19 protein-coding genes are annotated in these 22,361 nt (G+C 67.5%); 13 read left to right on the top strand and 6 right to left on the bottom strand.

The features are described 5' to 3' along the window. The first annotated feature begins 65 nt into the window (after nucleotides 1-65). From OG609_RS14080 to OG609_RS14065, 4 genes are read left to right on the top strand one after another with little or no spacing between them, the layout of a single operon-like run. On the top strand, nucleotides 66-992 hold the full coding sequence (locus tag OG609_RS14080) for an ABC transporter permease (protein ID WP_327273121.1): 927 nt from the start codon (nucleotides 66-68) through the stop codon (nucleotides 990-992). Beyond that, nucleotides 985-1,950 carry an ABC transporter permease gene (locus OG609_RS14075; protein ID WP_327273120.1) on the top strand — a complete coding sequence of 322 codons (966 nt, stop codon included), beginning with the start codon at nucleotides 985-987 and terminating at the stop codon, nucleotides 1,948-1,950. Before OG609_RS14080 ends, OG609_RS14075 begins: the two co-directional genes overlap by 8 nt. A gap of 9 nt (nucleotides 1,951-1,959) precedes the next feature. Further along, nucleotides 1,960-3,018, top strand: coding sequence for an ABC transporter ATP-binding protein (locus tag OG609_RS14070; protein WP_327273119.1), 1,059 nt, complete (start codon nucleotides 1,960-1,962; stop codon nucleotides 3,016-3,018). Next, nucleotides 3,011-4,162, top strand: coding sequence for an ABC transporter ATP-binding protein (locus OG609_RS14065; protein ID WP_327273118.1), 1,152 nt, complete (start codon nucleotides 3,011-3,013; stop codon nucleotides 4,160-4,162). Before OG609_RS14070 ends, OG609_RS14065 begins: the two co-directional genes overlap by 8 nt. A gap of 320 nt (nucleotides 4,163-4,482) precedes the next feature. Here the strand turns inward: OG609_RS14065 and OG609_RS14060 are convergent, their stop codons facing one another. From OG609_RS14060 to OG609_RS14040, 5 genes are all read right to left on the bottom strand, one after another. After that, nucleotides 4,483-5,568 carry an ABC transporter ATP-binding protein gene (locus OG609_RS14060; RefSeq protein WP_327273117.1) on the bottom strand — a complete coding sequence of 362 codons (1,086 nt, stop codon included), beginning with the start codon at nucleotides 5,566-5,568 and terminating at the stop codon, nucleotides 4,483-4,485. A gap of 26 nt (nucleotides 5,569-5,594) precedes the next feature. Further along, nucleotides 5,595-6,560, bottom strand: coding sequence for an ABC transporter ATP-binding protein (locus OG609_RS14055; RefSeq protein ID WP_327278043.1), 966 nt, complete (start codon nucleotides 6,558-6,560; stop codon nucleotides 5,595-5,597). A gap of 71 nt (nucleotides 6,561-6,631) precedes the next feature. Then, on the bottom strand, nucleotides 6,632-7,612 hold the full coding sequence (locus tag OG609_RS14050) for an ABC transporter permease (protein WP_327273116.1): 981 nt from the start codon (nucleotides 7,610-7,612) through the stop codon (nucleotides 6,632-6,634). Nucleotides 7,613-7,704: 92 nt separating this feature from the next. Beyond that, the gene (locus OG609_RS14045; protein ID WP_327273115.1) at nucleotides 7,705-9,492 is read right to left on the bottom strand and encodes an ABC transporter substrate-binding protein; all 1,788 of its coding nucleotides are present in this window, start codon (nucleotides 9,490-9,492) and stop codon (nucleotides 7,705-7,707) included. A gap of 75 nt (nucleotides 9,493-9,567) precedes the next feature. Beyond that, nucleotides 9,568-10,596, bottom strand: coding sequence for an ABC transporter permease (locus tag OG609_RS14040; protein ID WP_327273114.1), 1,029 nt, complete (start codon nucleotides 10,594-10,596; stop codon nucleotides 9,568-9,570). 782 nt (nucleotides 10,597-11,378) lie between these two features. On the opposite strand from OG609_RS14040, the gene OG609_RS14035 reads away from it, so the two are divergent. The 6 genes from OG609_RS14035 to OG609_RS14010 all read left to right on the top strand — a co-directional run bounded on the left by OG609_RS14035 (nucleotide 11,379) and on the right by OG609_RS14010 (nucleotide 18,399). After that, nucleotides 11,379-13,010, top strand: coding sequence for a peptide ABC transporter substrate-binding protein (locus OG609_RS14035; RefSeq protein WP_327273113.1), 1,632 nt, complete (start codon nucleotides 11,379-11,381; stop codon nucleotides 13,008-13,010). Nucleotides 13,011-13,127: 117 nt separating this feature from the next. After that, nucleotides 13,128-14,051: an ABC transporter permease gene (locus tag OG609_RS14030; protein ID WP_327273112.1), complete on the top strand. Its 924-nt coding sequence runs from the start codon at nucleotides 13,128-13,130 to the stop codon at nucleotides 14,049-14,051. Next, on the top strand, nucleotides 14,044-15,018 hold the full coding sequence (locus tag OG609_RS14025) for an ABC transporter permease (protein WP_327273111.1): 975 nt from the start codon (nucleotides 14,044-14,046) through the stop codon (nucleotides 15,016-15,018). The genes OG609_RS14030 and OG609_RS14025 overlap by 8 nt, the downstream gene beginning before the upstream one ends. Nucleotides 15,019-15,031: 13 nt before the next feature. After that, nucleotides 15,032-16,009 (top strand): ABC transporter ATP-binding protein, encoded by a 978-nt coding sequence (locus OG609_RS14020; RefSeq protein WP_327273110.1) that lies wholly within the window; start codon nucleotides 15,032-15,034, stop codon nucleotides 16,007-16,009. Further along, the gene (locus tag OG609_RS14015; RefSeq protein WP_327273109.1) at nucleotides 15,999-17,201 is read left to right on the top strand and encodes an ABC transporter ATP-binding protein; all 1,203 of its coding nucleotides are present in this window, start codon (nucleotides 15,999-16,001) and stop codon (nucleotides 17,199-17,201) included. The genes OG609_RS14020 and OG609_RS14015 overlap by 11 nt, the downstream gene beginning before the upstream one ends. A gap of 196 nt (nucleotides 17,202-17,397) precedes the next feature. Continuing rightward, entirely contained in the window at nucleotides 17,398-18,399 is a 1,002-nt protein-coding gene (locus tag OG609_RS14010; RefSeq protein ID WP_327273108.1) for a hypothetical protein, read from the top strand. Between the two features lie 41 nt (nucleotides 18,400-18,440). On the opposite strand, the gene OG609_RS14005 is transcribed toward OG609_RS14010, so the two are convergent. Then, entirely contained in the window at nucleotides 18,441-20,573 is a 2,133-nt protein-coding gene (locus tag OG609_RS14005) for a S9 family peptidase (protein WP_327273107.1), read from the bottom strand. Nucleotides 20,574-20,739: 166 nt separating this feature from the next. On the opposite strand from OG609_RS14005, the gene OG609_RS14000 reads away from it, so the two are divergent. The 3 genes from OG609_RS14000 (at nucleotide 20,740) to OG609_RS13990 (ending at nucleotide 22,346) form a co-directional block, all read left to right on the top strand. Beyond that, entirely contained in the window at nucleotides 20,740-20,934 is a 195-nt protein-coding gene (locus tag OG609_RS14000) for a hypothetical protein (protein ID WP_093896879.1), read from the top strand. 72 nt (nucleotides 20,935-21,006) lie between these two features. After that, nucleotides 21,007-21,906: an N-acetyl-1-D-myo-inositol-2-amino-2-deoxy-alpha-D-glucopyranoside deacetylase gene (gene mshB / locus OG609_RS13995; protein WP_327273106.1), complete on the top strand. Its 900-nt coding sequence runs from the start codon at nucleotides 21,007-21,009 to the stop codon at nucleotides 21,904-21,906. Then, nucleotides 21,903-22,346, top strand: a complete 444-nt coding sequence (locus OG609_RS13990; RefSeq protein WP_327273105.1) for a DUF6113 family protein — start codon at nucleotides 21,903-21,905, stop codon at nucleotides 22,344-22,346. The genes mshB and OG609_RS13990 overlap by 4 nt, the downstream gene beginning before the upstream one ends. Nucleotides 22,347-22,361 lie beyond the last annotated feature (15 nt).

Below are 22,361 nucleotides of genomic sequence, written 5' to 3'. Positions count from 1 at the left end.
CCCCACAACCCCGCGGTGGAGACCATGTGTAGGCCATCGCCGACCCCTCACGGCATGGAGGCATGATGGGGCGTTACGTCGCTAGGCGACTGCTCCAGATGATCCCGGTGTTCATCGGGACTACTCTGTTGATTTTCCTTATGGTCCACATCCTTCCCGGTGATCCCATCCGGGCGATGTGGGGTGACAAGGCGGCCGACCCCGCGCAGGTCGCGGAGCTGCGTCACAAGTTCGGGCTGGACCAGTCCCTTCCCATGCAGTACATCAACTACATGAAGGACCTGTTCCACCTGGACTTCGGCGAGACCTTCGGCGGTCGTCCCGTCTGGGACGAGATGTCGAGGGCCTTCCCTGTCACGATCCGTCTCACAGCCGTTGCGATGGTCATCGAGATGATCGTCGGTCTCGGCCTCGGCGCGTGGGCCGGACTCAAGGCGGGCAAGGCACCGGACACCGGCGTGCTGATCTTCACGCTGGTCGTCATCTCGATCCCCGTGTTCATCCTCGGCTACGTGGCCCGGTTCATTTTCGCGGACACACTGCATTGGGTCGCGCCAAACGTCGAAGACTCGATGGATATCACGCAGTTGTTCCTGCCCGGCTTCGTCCTGGCCATGCTCTCCATGGCATACGTCGCCCGACTGACGCGTACGACCTTCGCCGAGAACCTGCGCGCGGACTACATGCGCACGGCGCTCGCGAAGGGGCTGCCGCGGCGTCGCATCGTCGGGGTGCACCTGCTGCGCAACTCGCTGATCCCGGTGGTCACGTTCCTCGGTACGGACGTCGGCGGCTTCATCGGCGGCGCGGTCGTCACCGAGGGCATCTTCAATGTCCAGGGTGTCGGCAATCTGCTCTACCGGGCGCTCCAGCAGCGTGAAGGCTCCACCATCGTCGGTGTCGTCACCGTATTCGTACTGATCATTCTCGTGATCAACCTGATTGTCGACCTGCTCTACGCGGTCCTGGACCCGAGGATCCGGTATGCCTGACGTGACCAAGGATCAGAGCATCAAGGATGCCGGAGCGGACGTGGCCGTGACGGTCGACGAGACGCCGGCCAGCCCCGCCGGGGAATCCACCGGCAAGCCCCGTGGTCTGTGGGGTGACGCCTGGTTCGACCTGCGCCACCGCCCCATGTTCTGGATATCGGCGAGCCTGCTGGTCCTGCTGCTGGTGATCGCGATCTTCCCCGGCCTGTTCACCGGCACCGACCCGCGGGCCGGCGATCTCACCAACCACTACCTGCAGAAGCCCGATTTGGGGCACTTCTTCCAGGCGGACTGGTTCGGCTACGACGTTCAGGGCCGCTCGATCTACGCTCGGGTGATCTACGGAACCCGCGCCTCGATCCTCGTCGGCGTCGGCGTCACCGTGGCGATCACCATCGTCGGCGGTCTGCTGGGTCTGCTCTCCGGCTACTTCGGCGGCTGGCTCGACGCGATCATCTCCCGCATCACGGACATCTTCTTCGGTCTGCCCTTCCTGCTCGGCACGATGGTCGTCCTGAACGCCTTCGCCGAGCGCAAGGTGTACGTCGTGATCGCGGCCCTCGCCTTCCTGGGCTGGACCTCGATCTGCCGTGTGATGCGTGCATCGGTGATCACCGCGAAGCAGGCGGACTATGTGACGGCGGCACGCGCTCTCGGCGCGGGGACCGGCCGGATGCTGTTCCGCCATGTCCTGCCCAACGCCCTCGCGCCGACCATCGTGGTCGCCACTATCGCTCTCGGTGGCTTCATCTCGGCCGAGGCGACGCTGTCCTACCTGGGCCTGGGTCTCGCCGACCCGACCATCTCGTGGGGCATCGACATCGCGTCGGGCAGCGAAGAGATCCGTAACAACGTGCATGTGCTGCTGTTCCCGGCAGGAATGCTCAGCCTCACGGTCTTCGCGTTCATCATGCTCGGCGACGCGGTGCGCGATGCACTCGACCCGAAGCTGCGCTGAGGAGGGCGTATGACCATCATGGACAAGACAGCAGACATCCCGGCGCCCCGTGCCGGGGGGTCGGACGACAGCCCGCTCCTCGAAGTGCGCGACCTGCACGTGGAGTTCCACACCCGTGACGGAGTCGCCAAGGCCGTCAACGGTGTGAACTACAGCGTCGAGTCGGGCGAGACCCTGGCCGTGCTCGGCGAGTCCGGTTCCGGCAAGTCCGTGACCGCTCAGGCGATCATGGGCATTCTCGACATGCCGCCCGGCAAGATTCCGCAGGGCCAGATCCTGTACCGCGGCCAGGACATGCTCACCATGAGCTACGAGGAGCGGCGGAAGATCCGCGGCCAGAAGATCGCGATGATCTTCCAGGACGCGCTCTCCTCGCTCAACCCCGTGCTCTCGGTCGGCTACCAGCTCAGCGAGATGTTCCGTGTCCACCAGGGACTCTCCAAGAAGCAGGCGAAGGCCAAGGCCATCGAGCTGATGGAGCGGGTCAAGATCCCCGCAGCCAAGCAGCGGGTCAATGACTACCCGCACCAGTTCTCCGGCGGTATGCGTCAGCGCATCATGATCGCCATGGCGCTGGCCCTGGAACCGGACCTGATCATCGCGGACGAGCCGACCACCGCGCTCGACGTGACGGTCCAGGCCCAGGTCATGGACCTGCTCAAGGAGCTGCAGACCGAGTTCAACATGGGTCTGATCCTGATCACCCACGACCTCGGCGTCGTCGCCGATGTCGCGGACAAGATCGCGGTCATGTACGCGGGCCGGATCGTCGAGACGGCGCCGGTGCACGAGCTCTACAAGCGGCCCGCGCACCCGTACACCCGCGGTCTGCTCGACTCGATCCCCCGGCTCGACCAGAAGGGCCAGGAGCTCTACGCGATCAAGGGCCTGCCGCCCAACCTGCTCAAGATTCCGTCCGGCTGCGCCTTCAACCCGAGGTGCCCCAAGGCGGACGACATCTGCCGCACGGAGATCCCGGCTCTGGTGCCGGTCTCCGAGCAGGACGGCAGCGAGCTGCCCGGCCGCGGCAGCGCCTGCCACTTCTGGAAGGAGACGATCCATGGCTGAGCTCGACAAGACGGACGGATCGTTGGACAGCACCCCGAACGTCACCGAGGTCGTGACCGTCGACGCCGCCGACGAGACGGCGGCGGTCGCGGCGATCGAGGCCCCGGCGGAACGCGGTGAGCCGATCCTCCAGGTGCGCAATCTGGTCAAGCACTTCCCGCTGAGCCAGGGCATCCTCTTCAAGCGCCAGGTCGGCGCCGTCAAGGCCGTGGACGGGGTCTCCTTCGACCTCTACCAGGGCGAGACGCTCGGCATCGTCGGCGAGTCGGGCTGTGGCAAGTCCACGGTCGCGCGGCTGCTGATGACGCTGGAGACGGCCACGTCCGGCGAGGTCTTCTACAAGGGCCAGGACATCACCCGGCTGTCGGGGCGCGCGCTGAAGGCGGTCCGCCGCAACATCCAGATGGTGTTCCAGGACCCGTACACCTCGCTGAACCCGCGTATGACGGTCGGCGACATCATCGGCGAGCCCTTCGACATCCACCCGGAGGTGGCGCCGAAGGGTGACCGGCGCCGCAAGGTCCAGGAGCTGCTGGACGTCGTCGGTCTCAACCCGGAGTACATCAACCGCTATCCGCACCAGTTCTCCGGCGGCCAGCGCCAGCGCATCGGCATCGCCCGCGGCCTCGCGCTCAACCCGGAGATCATCATCTGCGACGAGCCGGTCTCCGCGCTCGACGTGTCGGTGCAGGCGCAGGTCATCAACCTGATGGAGAAGCTCCAGGACGAGTTCAACCTCTCCTATCTCTTCATCGCGCACGACCTGTCCATCGTCCGGCACATCTCCGACCGGGTCGGCGTGATGTACCTCGGCAAGATGGCCGAGATCGGTACGGACACGGAGATCTACGACCACCCGACGCACCCCTACACCCAGGCGCTGCTGTCGGCGGTCCCGGTCCCGGACCCGGAGGCCCGCGAGCGCGGCGAACGGATCATCCTCACCGGTGACGTCCCGTCGCCGGCGAACCCGCCGTCGGGCTGCCGCTTCCGTACGCGGTGCTGGAAGGCCCAGGACAAGTGCGCCACGGAGACGCCGCTGCTGGCGATCCCCGAGCGCTTCAAGTCCGTGGACTCCCCGGCCGCGCACGAATCGGCGTGCCACTTCGCCGAGGAGAAGGACATCGTCGGCGCGGCCTCGTAGTACGGCGCGTGTGACACGGAAGGCCCGGAACCGTATCGGTTCCGGGCCTTCCTTCGTGGCCGGCGTGCCGTCACCCTCCGCGTCCATGACGGCGCGTCAATACCCTTGGACGACACGCATCCTGATCGACGCGCGAGCACGCGAACGCGCCCGGAGCCGATCGGTTCCGGGCGCGTCTCCCGTTTTCCCGGAACCGGGCTCGCAGGCGGCTCGGGTCAATGGGCGCACACGCTCGGTTCGTTGGGCCGGGGGAGCCCCGTGGTTCGCGGACCGATCGGGTCCGTGTCCGTGAGGGCGCCCCCGGGGCCGGGCCAGGGGTGTCAGGCCCCGGCCTTGGGGCCTTCGGTGGTCTTGTCGAGATTCGGCCCGTCCGAGGACGTACGGGCCTTCGGGACGGATGACACGGACTGGGAGTCCTCGGGGTAGTGGCAGGCAGTCAGATGTCCGTCCCGGCTGCCCTCCACCCGTACCAGCGGCGGCGCCTCGCTCGCGCACTTGTCCGTCGCCTTCCAGCAGCGGGTACGGAAGCGGCAGCCCGACGGCGGGTTGACCGGGGACGGCACATCGCCGGCGAGGCGGATGCGCTCACGGGCCGGTGTGTCGTCGGCGGTCGCCTCGGGCACGGCGGAGAGCAGCGCCTTGGTGTACGGGTGACGCGGGTTGCCGTACAGGTCCTCGCGATCGGCGATCTCCACGATCTTGCCGAGGTACATGACCGCCACGCGCTGCGAGAAGTGGCGTACGACGGCCAGGTCGTGGGCGATGAACAGGAACGCGATACCGAGTTCCTTCTGCAGCTTCTGCAGCAGGTTCACCACCTGGGCCTGGATCGACACGTCCAGCGCCGAGACAGGCTCGTCGGCCACGATCAGCTTCGGTTCCAGGGCGAGCGCGCGGGCCACGCCGATGCGCTGGCGCTGGCCGCCGGAGAACTCGTGCGGGAAGCGGTTGTAGTGCTCCGGGCTGAGTCCGACGATCTCCAGCAGCTCCCTTACGCGCGCCTCGCGGCCGCCCGCCGGGTTGATGTCGTTGATCTCCATCGGCGCCGTGATGATCTTGCCGACGGTCTGGCGCGGATTCAGCGAGGCGTACGGGTCCTGGAAGATCATCTGGATCTCGGAGCGGACCGGGGCCAGCTGCTTGCGCGAGGCGTGGGTGATGTCCTGCCCGCGGTAGGAGATCGTGCCGGCCGTCGGCTCCAGGAGCCGGGTGATCAGCCGGCCCGTCGTCGACTTGCCGCAGCCGGACTCGCCGACCAGGCCCAGGCTCTCGCCCTCGGCGATGGTGAAGTCCAGCCCGTCGACGGCCTGGACCGCGCCGACCGTCCGCCGGATCGGAAAGCCGGCCTTGATCGGGAAGTGCTTGGTGAGTCCGGAGACGTCCAGGAGGGGATCTGTGCTGCTCATCGTAGGGAAGTCCCGTCTCTTGTACGTCAGTTGGGCCGGGTGCCGGCGAAGTCGGCGAAGAACTCGGTGCGCTGCTCCGCGGTGAGGTGACAGGCGGCCCCGCGCCCGGCCACCAGTTCCAGCGGCGGCTGGTCGGTCGCACAGCGGTTGCCGCCGACCTGCTCGGTGAACGTGCACCGCGGGTGGAAGCGGCAGCCGGTCGGCGGGTTGAGCAGGCTCGGCGGGGAACCGGGGATCGGCGACAGCGGCACGTCGACCGGCCCTTCGAGGCTCGGCATGGACCCCAGCAGACCCCAGGTGTACGGGTGCTGGGGCGCCCGCAGCACCTCCTTCTTGGTGCCGCGCTCCACGCACCGGCCGCCGTACATCACCAGCACGTCGTCCGCGATGTCGGCGATGACACCGAGGTCGTGGGTGATGAAGATGATCGAGGTGCCGGTCTCCTGCTGGAGGTCCTTGAGCAGGTCCATGATCTGGGCCTGCACGGTGACGTCCAGTGCGGTCGTCGGCTCGTCCGCGATCAGCAACGCCGGGTTGCAGACCAGCGCCATGGCGATCATCGCGCGCTGGCGCATACCGCCGGAGAACTGGTGCGGGTAGTCGTCCACCCGTAGATCGGGCTGGGGAATGCCCACCTTGGTGAGCATCTCGACAGCCCGGGCCCGGGCGTCCCGTTTGGAGGCACCGGTGTGCTTGCGGAACGTCTCGCCGATCTGCTTTCCGATGGTGTGGTACGGCGAGAGCGAGGCCAGGGCGTCCTGGAAGATCATGGCCATCTTGTTGCCGCGCAGCCGCTCCAGCTCCCGCTCCGAGGCGGCCAGCAGATCCTGGCCGTCGAGCAGGATCTCGCCCTCGATCTCGGTGTGGTCGGGGTGGTGCAGGCCGAGGATCGTCAGGTTGGTGACGGACTTGCCGGAGCCGGACTCACCGACGATGCCGAGGGTCTTGCCCTTCTCCACATCGAAGGACAGCCCGTCGACGGCCTTGACCATGCCGTCTTCGGTGGAGAAGTGCACGCGCAGATCGCGTACGGAGAGGAAGGGGGTGCTCACTGGATCTCTCCCTAGGCGAGGCGGACGCGTGGGTCGATGAGGGCGTAGACGGCGTCGATGACGATGTTGAGGATCACGATCGCGGCGGCGGCCACCATCATCACGCCGAGCAGGGTCGGCAGGTCGTTGGTGTTGACGGCCTTGACCGAGAGCGCCCCGATGCCCTGGAGGCTGAAGGTCTTCTCGGTGATGATCGCGCCGCCGAGGAGGACGCCCAGGTCGAGGCCGAAGATGGTGACGATCGGACCCATGGCCCCACGCCAGGCGAACCGGAAGAAGACGGTCCGCCGGGACAGGCCCTTGGCCCGCGCCGTCCGTACGTAGTCCTCGCTGAGCGACTCCACCAGCTGCGACCGGGCCATGCGTGTGTAGTTGGCCGTGAAGATGACCGAGAGGACCAGCCAGGGCAGCAGGAGCCCGGAGAACCAGGCGCCGGGATTCTCGGTGAACGGTGTGTAGCTCGGCCGGTCCAGCAGATGCAGCTGGTCGGTGAGGAAGTACATGGCGACCACGCCGACGATGTAGATCTGCAGCGAGGAGGCAACAAGTGACGCGGAGGACGCGACCTTGTCGAGCAGCTTGCCCTGCTTGACCGCGGCCAGCATGCCGGTGCCGACGCCGAAGATGACGAAGACGAACGCGCTGCCCACGGAGAGCGAGAGGGTGGTCGGGAAGCGGTCGACGATGGTGCCGAAGACCGGCTCGCGGTTGATGAACGAGTACCCCAGACAGGGCGCGGGGCAGTGTCCGTACGACTGGTATTCGCGGCCGACGAAGACTCCCTGCAGCCAATGCCAGTACTGCACCGGTATCGAGTCGGCGATCCCCAGGTTGTGACGTACCAGCGCGAGTGTCTCGGGGGTGCAGACCTTGCCGCAGGCCACCCGGGCGGGGTCGCGCGGGGCGGTGTAGAAGAGAACGAAGACTAGGGCGCTGATGATCAGCAGGATGACCGCGGCGCCGACGACGCGGCGGAGAAGAAAGCGCAGCATGGCAGTGGGTTTTCCTGACGGATGCCGAGAGGGAGGAGGGGAATGGGCGGCTCCCCGGTGGAGAGCCGCCCGCGCCCCGCGGGGGCCGTTCGTCAGGCCTTGACGTACGTCTTGTAGAGCAGCGTCGCGGAGAACTGCGGGTCCATCATGGCGCCGCCGACCTTGGAGCCGTACAGGTAGAAGCGTCGCTGGAAGGTCTCCGGGATGATCGGGACGACCTCGTCCATGATCCGCTTGTCCAGCGCCGCCCAGGCCGCACCGGCCTTCTTCTGGTCGCTGATGACGACGTTCTCCTTGATGGCTGCGTCGATCCAGTCGACCTTCGCCTGGGAGACGTTGTTCTGGCCGTTGCCGACGGAGGCGCTGTCGAAGAGCGGCTGGATCATCGTGTAGGCGGTCGGCCAGTCCGGGGACCAGCCGAACCACATGACGTCGAAGCTGTTGTCGACCTGCTGGATCTGGTCGTAGTAGGAGCCCGAGTCCACGGCCTTGATGACCGGCTTGAAGCCGGCGCTCTTGAGCGCGTTCTCGATGACGACGGCGGTCTTGTCGTAGGTCGGGCTCTGCGGGTAGGCGTAGACGACCTTCTGACCGAGCTTGCCGGCCTTCTTGAGGATCGCCTTGGCCGCCTCGGCGTCGCCCTGGGGCGCCTTCAGCTTGCCGTAGAGGTCGAACTCCTCGCGGCCCAGGATGTCGGGGCTGAGGATGGTGGTCGCGTAGTCGCCCGCGGAGGGGCCACCGTAGATCTTGCGGATCTGCTCCAGCGGCCAGGCGGTGTTGAGCGCCTTGCGCACCTCGACGTCGGTGGTGCGCTTGCAGTTGATGGCGTAGTAGTACGTGCCGGTGAGCAGACCGTTGAACGTGCGCTTCTTCAGCTCCGGGTCGGTGAGCACCTTCTGCATGCGCTCGGCCGGCACGGACTTGTAGATGGAGACCATCTGCTGGTCCTTGCCCTGGTCCGCGATGAAGCGGTCAGTGGACTCCAGCGAGGTGGGGCCGAACTCGAACTCGAAGCTGTCCGGGTAGGCGTTGCGGATCGGGTCGGTCGCCGGGTCCCAGTGCTTGTTGCGTGTCAGCGTCATCGACTTGTCGATGGAACGGTGCTTGACGATGTACGGACCGCAGGAGACGGGCTGCTTGTCGTACTTCTCCTTGGTGTCCAGCTTCACCGGGGTGGCCGCGTAGGAGCTCATGGCCAGCGTGAAGTTGAAGTCCGGGCGGGCTTCGGCCAGCTTGAAGGTGATCGTCTTCTTCGCCTTGTCGGTGACGATCGAGTCCAGGTGCTTGCCGCCGTACGGACCCTCGTAGCCCTTGCGCCAGTCACCCTTGCCGGTGAGCGCCTGCTGGACATAGGCGGCGCCCTCGGTGATGAACGGCGCCCAGGCGCGCTCGATGCCGTGGCGGACGTCGTCGACGGTCAGCTCGCTGCCGTCCTCCCACTTGATCCCGTCCTTCAGCGTGAAGGTCCAGGTCTTGTTGTCGGCGGAGGCGGTGCCGACATCGGTGGCGAGGTCGCCGACGAGGGTCAGGGAACCCTTCATGTCGATCTTGTAGCCGGTGAGACCACGCGCGAACATCATCGCACCGGAGGAGTTGAACGCGAAGTAGATGCGCTGCGGGTCGAGGTGCGAGAAGTCGTCCTCGGAGACGCCGTAGATCGTCCCGCCCTTCTTGGCGCCGGGAACCTCCGGAGCGGGGCCGACCGAGTCTTCCTTGGTGCCGATCTTGACGGTGGCACCCGTGTACTCGGTGGCGCCCGCGTGCGGCGTGTCCTTGCTGCCGCCTCCGCCCGCGTCACCACTGCTGCACGCGGAGAGAACGAGGGAGCCGCCCGCCGCGACGGATGTGGCGATGACGAAGTTTCTGCGGGAGAGAGACATTGGCAACCTGCCCTGGTCGATGAAGAGGTACGAACGATCCGGCGGAGCCCCGTCGCTCCGGTCCGGGAAGAGCTGTCAGCGCTTGGTCTTCGGGTCGAGAGCGTCGCGAACCGAGTCACCGAGGAGATTGAAGGCGAGGACGAAGACCACCATCGACACCCCCGGGAAGAGCATGAAGGTGATGTCGTCCTGGTAGACGTCGGCGCCGCGTTGAAGGATCACGCCCCAGTCGGGCGTCTTCGCCGTCAGCCCGACGCCGAGGAACGCGAGTCCTGCCTCGGCGGTCACGAACATGGGAAGAGCGAGGGTCGCCTGGATGAGGATCGGCGTCCACAGATTGGGCAGCAGTTCCTTGAAGATGATCCGCGCCGGCGAAGCGCCGGTCACTCTCGCGGCCTCGACGAACTCCCGCTCGCGCAGGGCGAGCACTTCTCCGCGCAGGAGTCGGGCGATGGACGCCCAGCCGAACGCGGTCATCACCAGGATGAGGCTGGTGACGGTGAGCCAGATAGGGGTGGCTTCCTCCGGCGAGACCAGGATGTTGATGAGGACCGGCCAGAACGCGATGAAGAACAGCGTCGAGGGGAACGCCAGCAGGATGTCGATGACCCGGCCGATGAAGTAGTCGGTCTTTCCGCCCAGATATCCCGCGGTGACGCCGATCACGATGCCGAGGACAGTCACCAGGAGAGTCGTGATGCCGGCGATGAACAGCGAGTTGCGGATGCCGTAGACGAGGAAGGTGAAGAGGTCACGGCCGAGCTGTGGTTCGACGCCGAACCAGAAGTCGCCGCTGATGCCGCCGTTGGGCTTGACCGGAAAGCCGAAGTCGTTGAGCAGGCCCTCCTGGTCCTGGCCGTAGGTCGTGTACGGATCCTTGCCGTACACCTTGGCTATCAGTGGCGCGCAGACGGCCACCAGGAAGAAGAAGATGACCACATAGGCCGAAATCATGCCGGTGCGGTCGCGCCTGAAGCGCCGCCAGGCGAGCTTTCCCGGCGAACGGCCGTCGCCGCCCTTGAGGGCCGAAGGGGCCGGCGCCTGCTGCGTGTTCGCGTCCGCGTCCTCAAGGGGCGTGGCTGCGTTCGGGGTTGGAATCGTCATGGTGCTCCTGGCCCGGAGGGTCGAAGGACTCCGCAGGCACACCTACGGGCTACCCGGACTTTTTCAACGCAATTCATGCAGGGTCAATGAATGTCCGTCCCCCTTGAGGCGCTCTTTGGGAAATTGGCCAACTCATGACCTTTGGATGGGCGTATCTTTGCCTCCGTTTGTTTCTTTCGGGGGCGCGTTTGCGGCCATTCGGGAGAAATCCGGCAATGAGTTCGTTATTCGGGCGCCGGTGTCTCGGAATTCGTACATCCAGTCAAGTGGGTGCGTGGTCGATGCGCGTTCGATGCGCGGTCGTTATCGCCCCAGTCCTTGTGTGGGTCGGCGAGCCCACGTTGCCGGGCCGCAGCAGGGGAGCCTCCGGCGCCGTTTTTTCTTCCGGGCCGCAGCGGGATCCTGCTTGTCGGAGTGGGCGGCGTCAGCACCCCGCCCAGGTGAACGATCAGGAGTCCCGCAGCGTCCGGAGGCGATGCTCCGGCCAACTTCCAGACGTATGCCCGCGCTTCGATCCGCGTGGAGCAGATCGCGGTCGGAGCGTTCGGTCCGGCCGCTGCGAGGCTGTCGGTGAGCCCGGAGACCGTCAGGTCGGAGGCTGCGAGGTCGGAGGCCACGAGGTCGAACGCGGCGGGTTCGTCGCTGGTCTGTGCGAACCCGACCCTCCAGCGCCACTCGAGGCGGCTCTTCTGCGCCCGAATGGGTGGAGTAAATGTGCGCAACATTCGTTATGCGGTGATATTTGACCCTACGTGAGACGGAGCACAACGAGGAGGCACTCCATGCGCGGAGCCACACAGGCCAAGTGGGCCGCATGTGCGGTGGCCGTCGCCCTGGCGGCGACGGCATGTGGCGGAGGGGGCAGCAGCAGTGGTGGCGGTGGTGCCGACGGAATCGTGAGCTCCTCCTGGGGGGACCCGCAGAACCCGCTGGAGCCCGCGAACACCAATGAGGTGCAGGGCGGCAAGGTCCTCGACATGATCTTCCGGGGACTCAAGAGGTACGACCCGAAGACCGGCGCGGCCACCAACATGCTCGCCGAGAAGATCGAAACCAAGGACAACCAGAACTTCACGATCACCGTGAAGGACGGCTGGACCTTCAGCAACGGCGAGAAGATCACCGCGAAGTCGTTCGTGGACGCCTGGAACTACGGGGCCCTGCTGAAGAACAATCAGAAGAACGCCTATTTCTTCGGTTATATCGACGGATACAGCAAGGTCCACCCCGAGTCGGGCAGCGCCAGGGCGAATACGCTCTCCGGCCTCAAGCTCGTCAACGACAAGACCTTCACGGTCAAGCTGATGCAGAAGTTCTCCCTCTGGCCCGACACCCTCGGCTACCCGGCCTTCGCCCCGCTGCCCAGGGCCTTCTTCACCGACCACGCCGCCTGGGTGTCCAAGCCGATCGGCAACGGCCCGTACACCATCGACAAGTACACCAAGGGCTCGTCGATGAACCTGCGCAAGTGGGACAAGTACCCCGGGGACGACAAGGCACAGAACGGCGGCATCGACCTCAAGGTCTACACGGACAACAACACCGCCTACACCGACCTGACGGCCGGCAACCTCGACCTCGTCGACGATGTGCCCGCCGCGCAGCTGAAGAACGTCAAGGCGGACCTCGGCGACCGGTACATCAACACCCCGGCCGGCATCATCCAGACGCTCGCCTTCCCCTTCTACGTCAAGAAGTGGGACACCCCCGGCGGCATCAAGGTCCGCCAGGGCCTGTCGATGGCGATCAACCGCGATCAGATCACCGGTCAGATCTTCCAGAAGACCCGCACCCCCGCCTCCGACTGGACCTCCCCGGTCCTCGGCGTGGACGGCGGATTCAAGAAGGGGCTGTGCGGCGCACCCTGCGAATACAACGCGGCGAACGCCAAGAAGCTGATCCAGGAGGGCGGCGGCATCCCCGGCGGCCGGCTCAAGATCTCGTACAACGCGGACACCGGCTCCCACAAGGAGTGGGTCGACGCCGTCTGCAACAGCATCAACAAGGTGATGGGCAACAACAAGGCCTGTGTCGGCGCCCCGGTCGGCACCTTCGCCGACTTCCGCAGTCAGGTCTCCCAGCAGAAGCTGACCGGCGCCTGGCGGGCCGGCTGGCAGATGGACTACCCGCTCATCCAGAACTTCCTGCAGCCGGTGTACTACACCGACGCCTCGTCCAACGACGGCAAGTGGAGCAACAAGCAGTTCGACGGCCTCGTTGACAAGGCCAACGCCGAGTCCGACAAGGCCAAGGCCGTCTCGACCTTCCAGGACGCGGAGAGGGTCCTGGTCGCGCAGATGCCCGTGATCCCGCTCTGGTACCAGAACGGCAGCGCCGGTCACTCGGACCGGATCACCAATGTGTCGCTGAACCAGTTCAGCGTCCCGGTGTACGAGCAGATCAAGGTCAAGTGACCCGTTGAGGCCGGGTGGCCGGTGCGTTCCTGGCACCGGCCGCCCGGCTTCCGCATCCCGTCGACGCGTCACTCCCCAGCCCTGCGCCTCTGACCCCCGCGACCCCCGGAGCCCTTCATGGGACGTTATGTGATCCGGCGGCTGCTGCAGATGATCCCGGTCTTCTTCGGCACCACGCTGTTGATCTTCCTCATGGTGAACGTGATGGGCGACCCCATCGCGGGCCTCTGCGGCGAACGCCAGTGCGATCCGGCGACCGCAGCCCAACTCCGCTCGGAATTCGGCCTCGACAAGCCCGTCTGGCAGCAATACCTGACCTACATGGGCAACGTCTTCACCGGCGACTTCGGTACCGCGTTCAACGGGCAGAAGGTCACCGATCTGATGGCGACCGCCTTCCCCATCACCATCCGGCTCACCATCGTTGCGCTCTTGTTCGAGATCGTCATCGGCATCAGCCTCGGCGTCGTCACCGGTCTGCGCCGCGGCCGCCCCATCGACACCACCGTGCTGATCCTGACCCTGGTCGTCATCTCCATCCCGACCTTCGTCACCGGTCTGCTGCTCCAGCTCCTCCTCGGCGTGAAGTGGGGGATCATCCATCCGTCCGTCTCCTCACAGGCGCCGCTCAACGAACTCATCATCCCGGGACTCGTCGTCGCCTCCGTCTCCCTGGCGTACGTCACCCGGCTCACCAGGACCTCGATCGCCGAGAACGCCCGCGCCGACTATGTCCGTACCGCCGTCGCCAAGGGCCTGCCCAGGCGCCGGGTGATCATCCGGCATCTGCTGCGCAACTCCCTGATCCCCGTCGTCACCTTCATCGGTACGGACGTGGGCGCCCTGATGGGCGGGGCGATCGTCACGGAGCGGATCTTCAACATCCACGGCGTCGGCTATCAGCTCTACCAGGGCATCCTGCGTCAGAACTCCCAGACCGTCGTCGGGTTCGTCACCATTCTGGTCCTCGTCTTCCTGGCGGCGAACCTGATCGTCGACCTGCTGTACGCCGTACTCGACCCGAGGATCCGCTATGCCTGAGCAGACACCGGACGAGGCGATCTCGTCGGCCGGAGCGGGAGGCGTGATGGACCTCGCCCTGGAGGAGGGTGCGACCCTCGAAAAGACACCGGGCGGCCCCGAAGGCACCGGCCCCGCCGAGAAGCCGCGCAGTCTGTGGTCCGACGCCTGGCGGGACCTGCGCCGCAACCCGGTCTTCATCATCTCCGCCCTGATCATCCTCTTCCTGGTGATCATCTCGATCTGGCCGTCACTGATCGCGGACCAGGACCCACTCAACTGCAACCTGGGCAAGGCCCAGGAGGGCTCACAGCCCGGCCACCCCTTCGGCTTCGACGGGCAGGGCTGCGACGTCTACACCCGGACCGTCTACGGGGCCAGGAACTCGGTGACCGTGGGCGTCTGCTCCACCCTGGGCGTCACCCTGCTCGGCAGCCTCCTCGGCGGCCTTGCCGGCTTCTACGGCGGCCTGTCGGATTCGTTCCTCTCCCGTATCACCGACATCTTCTTCGGCATCCCGGTGGTCCTCGGCGGACTGGTCTTCCTCTCCGTGGTGCCGAGCTCCACCGTCTGGCCGGTGATCGGCTTCATCGTGCTGCTGGGCTGGCCGCAGATCGCCCGTATCGCACGTGGCTCGGTCATCACCGCCAAGCAGAACGACTACGTCCAGGCGGCCCGCGCGCTCGGCGCCTCCAACTCCCGGATGATGCTGCGCCACATCGCGCCCAACGCGGTCGCCCCCGTGATCGTCGTCGCGACCATCGCCCTGGGTACGTACATCGCTCTGGAGGCGACTCTCTCGTTCCTCGGCGTCGGCCTGAAACCGCCTGCCGTCTCCTGGGGCATCGACATCTCCGCCGCGGCCAACTACATCCGCAACGCCCCGCACATGCTGCTCTGGCCCGCCGGAGCGCTGGCGATCACCGTGCTCGCGTTCATCATGCTCGGCGACGCGGTGCGCGACGCCCTCGACCCCAAGCTGCGCTGAGGAGCCCGTTGCCATGTTGCTCGAAGTGCGCGATCTGCACGTGGAGTTCCACACCCGCGACGGGGTGGCCAAAGCCGTCAACGGCGTCAACTACTCGGTGGCCGAGGGTGAGACGCTCGCCGTCCTCGGCGAGTCCGGCTCCGGCAAGTCGGTCACCGCACAGGCGATCATGGGCATTCTCGACATGCCCCCGGGAAAGATCAGCGGCGGCGAGATCCTCTTCAAGGACCGCGATCTGCTGAAGATGAAGAAGGAGGAGCGCCGGAAGATCCGCGGCCAGGAGATGGCCATGATCTTCCAGGACGCGCTCTCCTCCCTCAACCCCGTGCTCAGCGTGGGGGAGCAGCTCGGCGAGATGTTCGTCGTCCACCGCGGGATGTCCCACAGGGACGCCAAGCTCAAGGCCGTCGAGCTGATGGACCGGGTCCGCATCCCGGCCGCCAAGGAACGCGTCGGGAACTACCCGCACCAGTTCTCCGGCGGCATGCGCCAGCGCATCATGATCGCCATGGCGATGGCGCTGGAACCTTCGCTGATCATCGCGGACGAACCCACCACCGCCCTCGATGTGACCGTACAGGCCCAGGTGATGGACCTGCTCGCCGAGCTCCAGCGCGAGCTCGACATGGGACTCATCCTGATCACCCACGACCTGGGCGTGGTCGCGGACGTCGCCGACTACATCGCCGTGATGTACGCGGGCCGGATCGTCGAGTCGGCCCCCGTCCACGAGATCTACAAGGCCCCCGCCCACCCGTACACCAAGGGCCTCCTCCAGTCGATCCCGCGCCTGGACCAGAAGGGCCGGGAGCTGTACGCGATCAAGGGCCTGCCGCCCAACCTGCTGCACATCCCGCCCGGCTGCGCCTTCAACCCGCGCTGCCCGATGGCTCAGGAGATCTGCCGAGGTGAGGTACCGCCTCTCTTCGAGGTGGACCAGCACCGTGAGAGCGCCTGCTACTTCTGGAAGGAGACGCTCGATGCACGCTGAACCGGGGAGCACCCGTGTGGGCGGCGAACCCATTCTGGAGGTCCGCGATCTGGTCAAGCACTACCCGATGACCCAGGGCATCCTGATCAAGAAGCAGATCGGCGCCGTCAAGGCGGTCGACGGGGTCTCCTTCGACCTGGCGGCGGGCGAGACGCTCGGCATCGTGGGGGAGTCGGGCTGCGGCAAGTCGACCGTGGCCAGGATGCTGGTGCATCTGGAACAGCCGACGGCCGGTGCGATCAGGTACAAGGGCGAGGACATCACCAAACTGTCGGGGCGCGCCCTGAAGGCCGTGCGCCGCAACATCCAGATGGTGTTCCAGGACCCGTACACCTCGCTCAACCCCCGGATGACCGTCGGCGACATCATCGGGGAGCCGTACGAGATCCACTCCGAGGTGGCCCCGAAGAGCGGCCGGCGCAGAAAGGTCCAGGATCTGCTGGACGTCGTCGGACTCAACCCGGAGTACATCAACCGCTATCCGCACCAGTTCTCCGGCGGCCAGCGCCAGCGCATCGGCATCGCCCGCGGGCTGGCCCTGAACCCCGAGATCATCGTCGCCGACGAACCCGTCTCCGCCCTCGACGTCTCCGTACAGGCGCAGGTCGTCAACCTGCTGGACCGGCTCCAGGCGGAGTTCGGGCTGAGTTACGTCTTCATCGCGCACGACCTGTCGATCGTCCGGCACATCTCCGACCGGGTGGGCGTGATGTATCTGGGCCGGATCGTCGAGATCGGCACCGACGAGCAGATCTACGACCACCCCACGCATCCGTACACCCAGGCGCTGCTGTCCGCCGTCCCGGTGCCGGACCCGAAGGCCCGCGAGCACCGGGAACGGATCATCCTGCACGGCGATGTCCCCTCGCCCGCCAACCCGCCCTCCGGCTGCCCGTTCCGCACCCGCTGCTGGAAGGCGCAGGAGCGGTGCGAACGGGAAGTGCCGCTGCTGGCGGTTCCGGCGGTCTTCCGGCCGGCGGACACACCGGCAGCGCACGATTCGGCCTGCCACTTCGCGGAGGAGAAGCAGGTGGTGCCGCCGGAGGGGCTGCTGGAGACGCCGGGGGAGACGGTGGCGGGGGTTCCGCAGAAGAAGGCGGACGAGTCCGGTCAGGAGGACACCCTGAGCCCGTCTGACGCCGCGGGCCAGGAGGACGGACCGCCGCCTTCCGGGAGCAGCCGGGCCGGCTGACCGCAAACACGTTAACGCGCGGGCAACTTGGCTGTCTCACGTCCGATATACGAACGCGCCACCATGGTCGGCGTACGGCCGTGCGGGTGCCGTGAACCGGCCGGGGGCCGTCAAGTCTCCCCGGCCGGTTGCCCGTTCGCGCATCGCCTGGACAACTCCCTTGTCCGACGGGCGGCGACGGTGGAGTATCGCTCGCGTGATACTCACACGGGGGGCAAGGATCACCGGCGCCGTTCTCTGCGCCCTGCTCGCGGTGATCGTCGCCGGCTGGCTCGTACGGGACTTCAGAGCGGTCGAGGAGCCCGCGGATCTGGTGCGGTACTGGGCCGGTTACTACGACGTGCGGCTCTCCGCGGTGCCCACCACCTCGGCCAATGATGTGGCGCTGCTCGTGGTGTATGTCGTCGCCGCCTTCGCAGCCCTGCGGTCCTCGGTGGCCGCCACCGCCCTGGTCGCCACCGGAGTGGTGACGCTCGCCATGCGGTTGCCCGGACTCTGGAACATCGGCGAGTCCGCGATGAGCGCCCGCTTCGCCGACGACCTCCGCACCCGCGCCCTGATCTGTGCCTTCGCGGCCCTCGCGGGCGGCCTCGCGCTCGTCATCACCGCGGGGGCCGGACGCAGACCGCCGCGCGACTTCTCCGAACGCACACCGACCCGGCCGGGCCCGGGCGCGAGTGCGACCGCCTTTCTGCTGCTGGGCGCCTCGGGGGCGGTAGTGATCGCCTGGGAGATCCGTCAGGTGGTGCGATTCCCCGACATCTTCCCGCAGTGGTACGTGGGCGGGGACCGGCTCTTCCAAGGGCTGATCGACCCGCCGCCCGGCTGGGGCGACGCGGTCATCGCGCTGCTGTGTCTGTTCGCGGCAGTGAGCGCGCTCTTCCGTGCCGTGCACGCACGGCCGTTCGGCCTGATCGCCGTCGGGCTGCTGCTGACCGGCGGGGTGACGGGAGTGTCCCGCGCCGTGCACTACAAGATGCTCGACCACTTCGGCGATCTGCCGACCGAGGACCAGCTCACGGTGGTGACCTGGTTCTTCGAGATGGTCGTCGCCGTGGTGGTGCTCATCGTGCTGGCCCGGCGGGGCTCCGCCGACGCCCCCGACCGGCCCCACCAGGGCTATGGGCAGGGGTACGGCTATCCACCGCCCGGCGTCTTCGGCCCGCCGCCCCCGTCCCAGCCACCGCCCGGCTGGTGACGGGCGCGGCCGGAAGCAATCACCGGGCGCCGCCGGTCAGGTCACCCACGCAGCCCCAACGACCGCTTCAGGAAGTCCACCTGGAGCAGCAGCAGATTCTCCGCCACCTGCTCCTGCGGCGTCATGTGCGTCACCCCGCTGAGCGGCAGCACCTCGTGCGGGCGCCCCGCCGAGAGCAGCGCCGACGACAACCTGAGTGAGTGCGCGACCACCACATTGTCGTCCGCCAGACCATGGATGATCATCATCGGCCGGACCTGGTCCGCGGCCTCGGAGAGCCCCTCGTCCGTCAGTACCGAGTTGTGCGCGTACACCTCCGGCTGCTTCGCCGGGTCGCCGAGATAGCGCTCGGTGTAGTGGGTGTCGTACAGCCGCTGGTCGGTCACCGGCGCGCCCACCACCGCCGCGTGGAAGACATCCGGCCGCCGCAGCACGGCCAGCGCCGCCAGATATCCGCCGAACGACCAGCCGCGGATCGCCACCCTGCCGAGATCCAGCGGGAACCGCCCGGCCAGTGCGTGCAGCGCCTCGATCTGGTCGTCCACGGTGAGGGCGGTGTTGTCCTTGACGGCCTTCTCCCAGCCCGGTGAACGCCCCGGCGTGCCACGGCCGTCCGCGACGACCACCGCGAAGCCCTGATCGGCGAACCACTGGGACGTCAGATGCGGATTGTGGGCGGCGAGCACCCGTCGGCCGTGCGGGCCGCCGTACGGATCCATGAGTACCGGAAGCGGGCCGTCCGACTCTTTGTACCCCTCGGGGAGCAGCACGGCGCACGGAATCCGTCGTGCGCCCCCCTCGGTGAGGTGCACCCGCGCCGACAGAACCGGCTCTTCCGCATGGCTTGCGACAGTGGCGATCCGCTTGCCGTCCCGGAGCACGTCGGCACGGGCCCCCGGCCGCTCCAGCGAGTGGGAGACCAGTACCGTCACGCCGCCCGCGCGGACGGCCGAATGCACCCCCGCCCCTTCGGAGACCCGCTCGACACCCAGCTCATTGACCCGGTACACATGGCTCTCGCCGATCTCCGGCTCCGCGGCCTCCTCGCCCGCCGACGCCGAGACCAGGACATCCGACTCACCGATGTCCAGGACCGCCTGGAGCTGCAACTGCGCCCCGGTCAGCAGCCGGTCGCCGACCGCGAGCACTCGCGCCCCGCCCTCGTCCGCGATCCGCACGAGCCGCCCGTCCGGCGCCCAGGCGGGCACACCGGGGAAGATTTCCAGCCAAACCGGGTCCTCGTCGACATGTACCGTCCGCGTCGTACCCGTCTCCGTGTCCACCGCGAGGAAGAGCTGGCTCTGCTGGTCCCGGGCCTGCACGAGCAGCAGCGGAGCCCCGGCCGACGACCAGTGCACCTGTGCCAGATACGGGTGGCGAACCCGGTCCCAGACCACTTCGGTACGGGTGCCGTCCAGGCCCACCACGAAGAGCCGCACCTCGGCGTTGGGCGTCCCCGCGGCCGGGTAGGCGACCTCGGCCGGCCTGCGGTCCGGGTGTGCGGGATCCGCGATCCACCACCGCTGTACGGGGCTGTCGTCGACCCTGGCGACCAGCAGCCGGTCCGACTCCGGTGACCACCAGAAGCCCCGCGAGCGCTGCATCTCCTCGGCCGCGATGAACTCCGCGAGGCCGTAGGAGATGTTCGCGCCCTCCGGCTCCGCGAGCGCCCGGTCCCCGTCGCCCTCGGCGCCCACGACGCGCAGCGCGCCCTTCGACACATACGCGATGCGGCGCCCGTCCGGTGACGGCCTCGGGTCGATCACCGGGCCCGGCACCGGCAGCGCACGCGCCGTACCCGCCCGCAACTCCGCGACGTACACCTTCCCGGAGAGCGCGAAAGCGGCCAACTCGGCTGCCGCGTCGACCGCGTAGCCGACGATCCCCGACGAACCTTCACGGCTGCGCTCGCGCCGGGCCCGCTCCTGGGCCGACAGCCGCTCCGCCGAACCGCCGAGCAGCGTCTCGGGGTCGGCGACGACGCGCTCCTTCGGCGTACCGCCCTCCGGCAGATCCAGCACCCACAGCCGGCCCGTCCGGTCCGTGCCGGAGCCCGACCGCAGGAAGATCACCCGCTCCCCGTCGGGTGAAACGGTGAACGCACGGGGAGCGCCGAGGGTGAATCGCATCGTCCTGGCGTGCTGACGCGGAAATGAGATCTTCTGCGAAGTCATGGGCCTGAACCTAGTCCCCGACCGCCCGGTCGTGCGCCCCTCGTGCTGCTGTGCCCCGATCAATGCGGTGCCACGGATAGTTATGATCCGTAGCGCTTGGTGGGTATGAACCTGCTGGCTCCATGTGTGCTGCCCGTCCCGACCGTACTGATGGAGGTGAACCGCCGTGGCACTCTCGATTTCGGCGGTGGTGCTGCTGGCGATCGTCGTCTTCCTGCTGATCCGGAAATCCGGACTGAAGGGCGGACATGCGGTGGTCTGCGCGCTGCTCGGTTTCTATCTCGCCAGCTCGTCCATTGCGCCCAGCATCTCGAACCTGACCACGAATGTGGCCGGGATGATCGGAAGCCTCAAGTTCTGAGACCCGGCTCGTCGGCGGCTCGTGCGCGGGCGCGGTCGGTCCAGGGCCTGCCCGGCTCGTAGGCTGGTCCCCATGACGGACCATCCCGCCCGGCGTCTGCTCCTGGTGCACGCGCACCCCGACGACGAGTCGATCAACAACGGCGCCACCATGGCCAGGTATGCGGCCGAGGGTGCCCAGGTCACCCTGGTGACCTGCACGCTCGGCGAGGAGGGCGAGATCATCCCGCCCCCGCTCGCCCATCTCGCGGCAGACCGGGACGACACCCTGGGCCCCTACCGCCAGGGCGAACTCGCCACGGCGATGAAGGAGCTCGGGGTCACCGACCACCGGCTCCTCGGCGGCCCAGGACGCTTCCGCGACTCCGGAATGATGGGAGCCGAGCAGAATCACCGCCCCGGCGCCTTCTGGGACGCGGACGTGGACGACGCAGCCCAGTACCTCGTGGAGGTGATCCGCTCGGTGCGCCCGCAGGTCCTCGTCACCTACGACCCCGACGGCGGCTACGGGCACCCCGACCACATCCAGGCGCACCGCGTCGCGATGCGCGCGGCGGAGCTCGCCGCCGATCCTGCGTACCGCACCGGAGCGGGCGCGGCGCACGCCGTCGCCAAGATCTACTGGAACCGGGTGCCGCGTTCGGTCGCCGAAGAGGGCTTCGCGCGCCTGCGGGACACGGTGCCGGACCCCTTCCCGGGGATCGCCGCCATCGACGACGTACCGGGTGTGGTCGACGACAGGAGGATCACCGCGCAGATCGACGGCTCCGCCCATGCGGCGGCCAAACGCGCGGCGATGCGGGCCCATGTCACGCAGATCGCCGTGGACGGCCCCTTCTTCGCCCTCTCCAACGACCTCGGCCAGCCCGTCTTCACCACCGAGTACTACGAGTTGGTACATGGCGCCTCCGGGGCTCCTCAAGGGGCGCGCGAAGACGACCTGTTCGCCGGTGTACCGGGGGCGGGACAATGAGCGGCAAGCAGCGCACACCGCGCACCGGCGCACCTTCCGGGGACGTGCGGGCCACCGGTCTCGCCGCGCCCCTCAACCCCGGGCGGATCGCCGCCTATGCGGGCCTCGCCGTTCTCGGCGCGCTCGTCGGGATTGCCGGGGCGCTCGTCCAAGCCGCCTGGTTCCCCGGCGGGTTGCTGCTCGCGCTGGTCGCCTGCGCCGGGCTGTTCTACGGCGGGAGCTGCGTCTTCGGCACCCAGCTCGGCGCCCTGGCACCCGCGGCGGGCTGGCTGATTTCGGTCCTTCTTCTGCTCGGCGGACGACCGGAAGGCGACTATGTCTTCGGCGATGAACTGGGCCTCACCCTTTTCATGCTGGGCGGGATGGCGATCTCTGTGATCTGTGCCACGATGTCGCGGTCGCCTCGACCGGGCGCCGACAGCGGCCGACCTGGCAAGTAATGTGCCACGTCCGAT

The sequence above is a fragment of the Streptomyces sp. NBC_01224 genome (assembly GCF_036002945.1).
Classification (GTDB): domain Bacteria; phylum Actinomycetota; class Actinomycetes; order Streptomycetales; family Streptomycetaceae; genus Streptomyces.
Note: the sequence above shows the minus strand (reverse complement) of the source record. Positions and strands in the feature narration are given on the sequence as shown.

Coding starts and splice junctions, on each gene's coding strand:
- OG609_RS14080 (WP_327273121.1), top strand. CDS start 66: ATGGGGCGTTACGTCGCTAGGCGACTGCTCCAGATGATCCCGGTGTTC.
- OG609_RS14075 (WP_327273120.1), top strand. CDS start 985: ATGCCTGACGTGACCAAGGATCAGAGCATCAAGGATGCCGGAGCGGAC.
- OG609_RS14070 (WP_327273119.1), top strand. CDS start 1,960: ATGACCATCATGGACAAGACAGCAGACATCCCGGCGCCCCGTGCCGGG.
- OG609_RS14065 (WP_327273118.1), top strand. CDS start 3,011: ATGGCTGAGCTCGACAAGACGGACGGATCGTTGGACAGCACCCCGAAC.
- OG609_RS14060 (WP_327273117.1), bottom strand. CDS start 5,568: ATGAGCAGCACAGATCCCCTCCTGGACGTCTCCGGACTCACCAAGCAC.
- OG609_RS14055 (WP_327278043.1), bottom strand. CDS start 6,560: ATGGTCAAGGCCGTCGACGGGCTGTCCTTCGATGTGGAGAAGGGCAAG.
- OG609_RS14050 (WP_327273116.1), bottom strand. CDS start 7,612: ATGCTGCGCTTTCTTCTCCGCCGCGTCGTCGGCGCCGCGGTCATCCTG.
- OG609_RS14045 (WP_327273115.1), bottom strand. CDS start 9,492: ATGTCTCTCTCCCGCAGAAACTTCGTCATCGCCACATCCGTCGCGGCG.
- OG609_RS14040 (WP_327273114.1), bottom strand. CDS start 10,596: ATGACGATTCCAACCCCGAACGCAGCCACGCCCCTTGAGGACGCGGAC.
- OG609_RS14035 (WP_327273113.1), top strand. CDS start 11,379: ATGCGCGGAGCCACACAGGCCAAGTGGGCCGCATGTGCGGTGGCCGTC.
- OG609_RS14030 (WP_327273112.1), top strand. CDS start 13,128: ATGGGACGTTATGTGATCCGGCGGCTGCTGCAGATGATCCCGGTCTTC.
- OG609_RS14025 (WP_327273111.1), top strand. CDS start 14,044: ATGCCTGAGCAGACACCGGACGAGGCGATCTCGTCGGCCGGAGCGGGA.
- OG609_RS14020 (WP_327273110.1), top strand. CDS start 15,032: ATGTTGCTCGAAGTGCGCGATCTGCACGTGGAGTTCCACACCCGCGAC.
- OG609_RS14015 (WP_327273109.1), top strand. CDS start 15,999: ATGCACGCTGAACCGGGGAGCACCCGTGTGGGCGGCGAACCCATTCTG.
- OG609_RS14005 (WP_327273107.1), bottom strand. CDS start 20,573: ATGACTTCGCAGAAGATCTCATTTCCGCGTCAGCACGCCAGGACGATG.
- mshB (WP_327273106.1), top strand. CDS start 21,007: ATGACGGACCATCCCGCCCGGCGTCTGCTCCTGGTGCACGCGCACCCC.
- OG609_RS13990 (WP_327273105.1), top strand. CDS start 21,903: ATGAGCGGCAAGCAGCGCACACCGCGCACCGGCGCACCTTCCGGGGAC.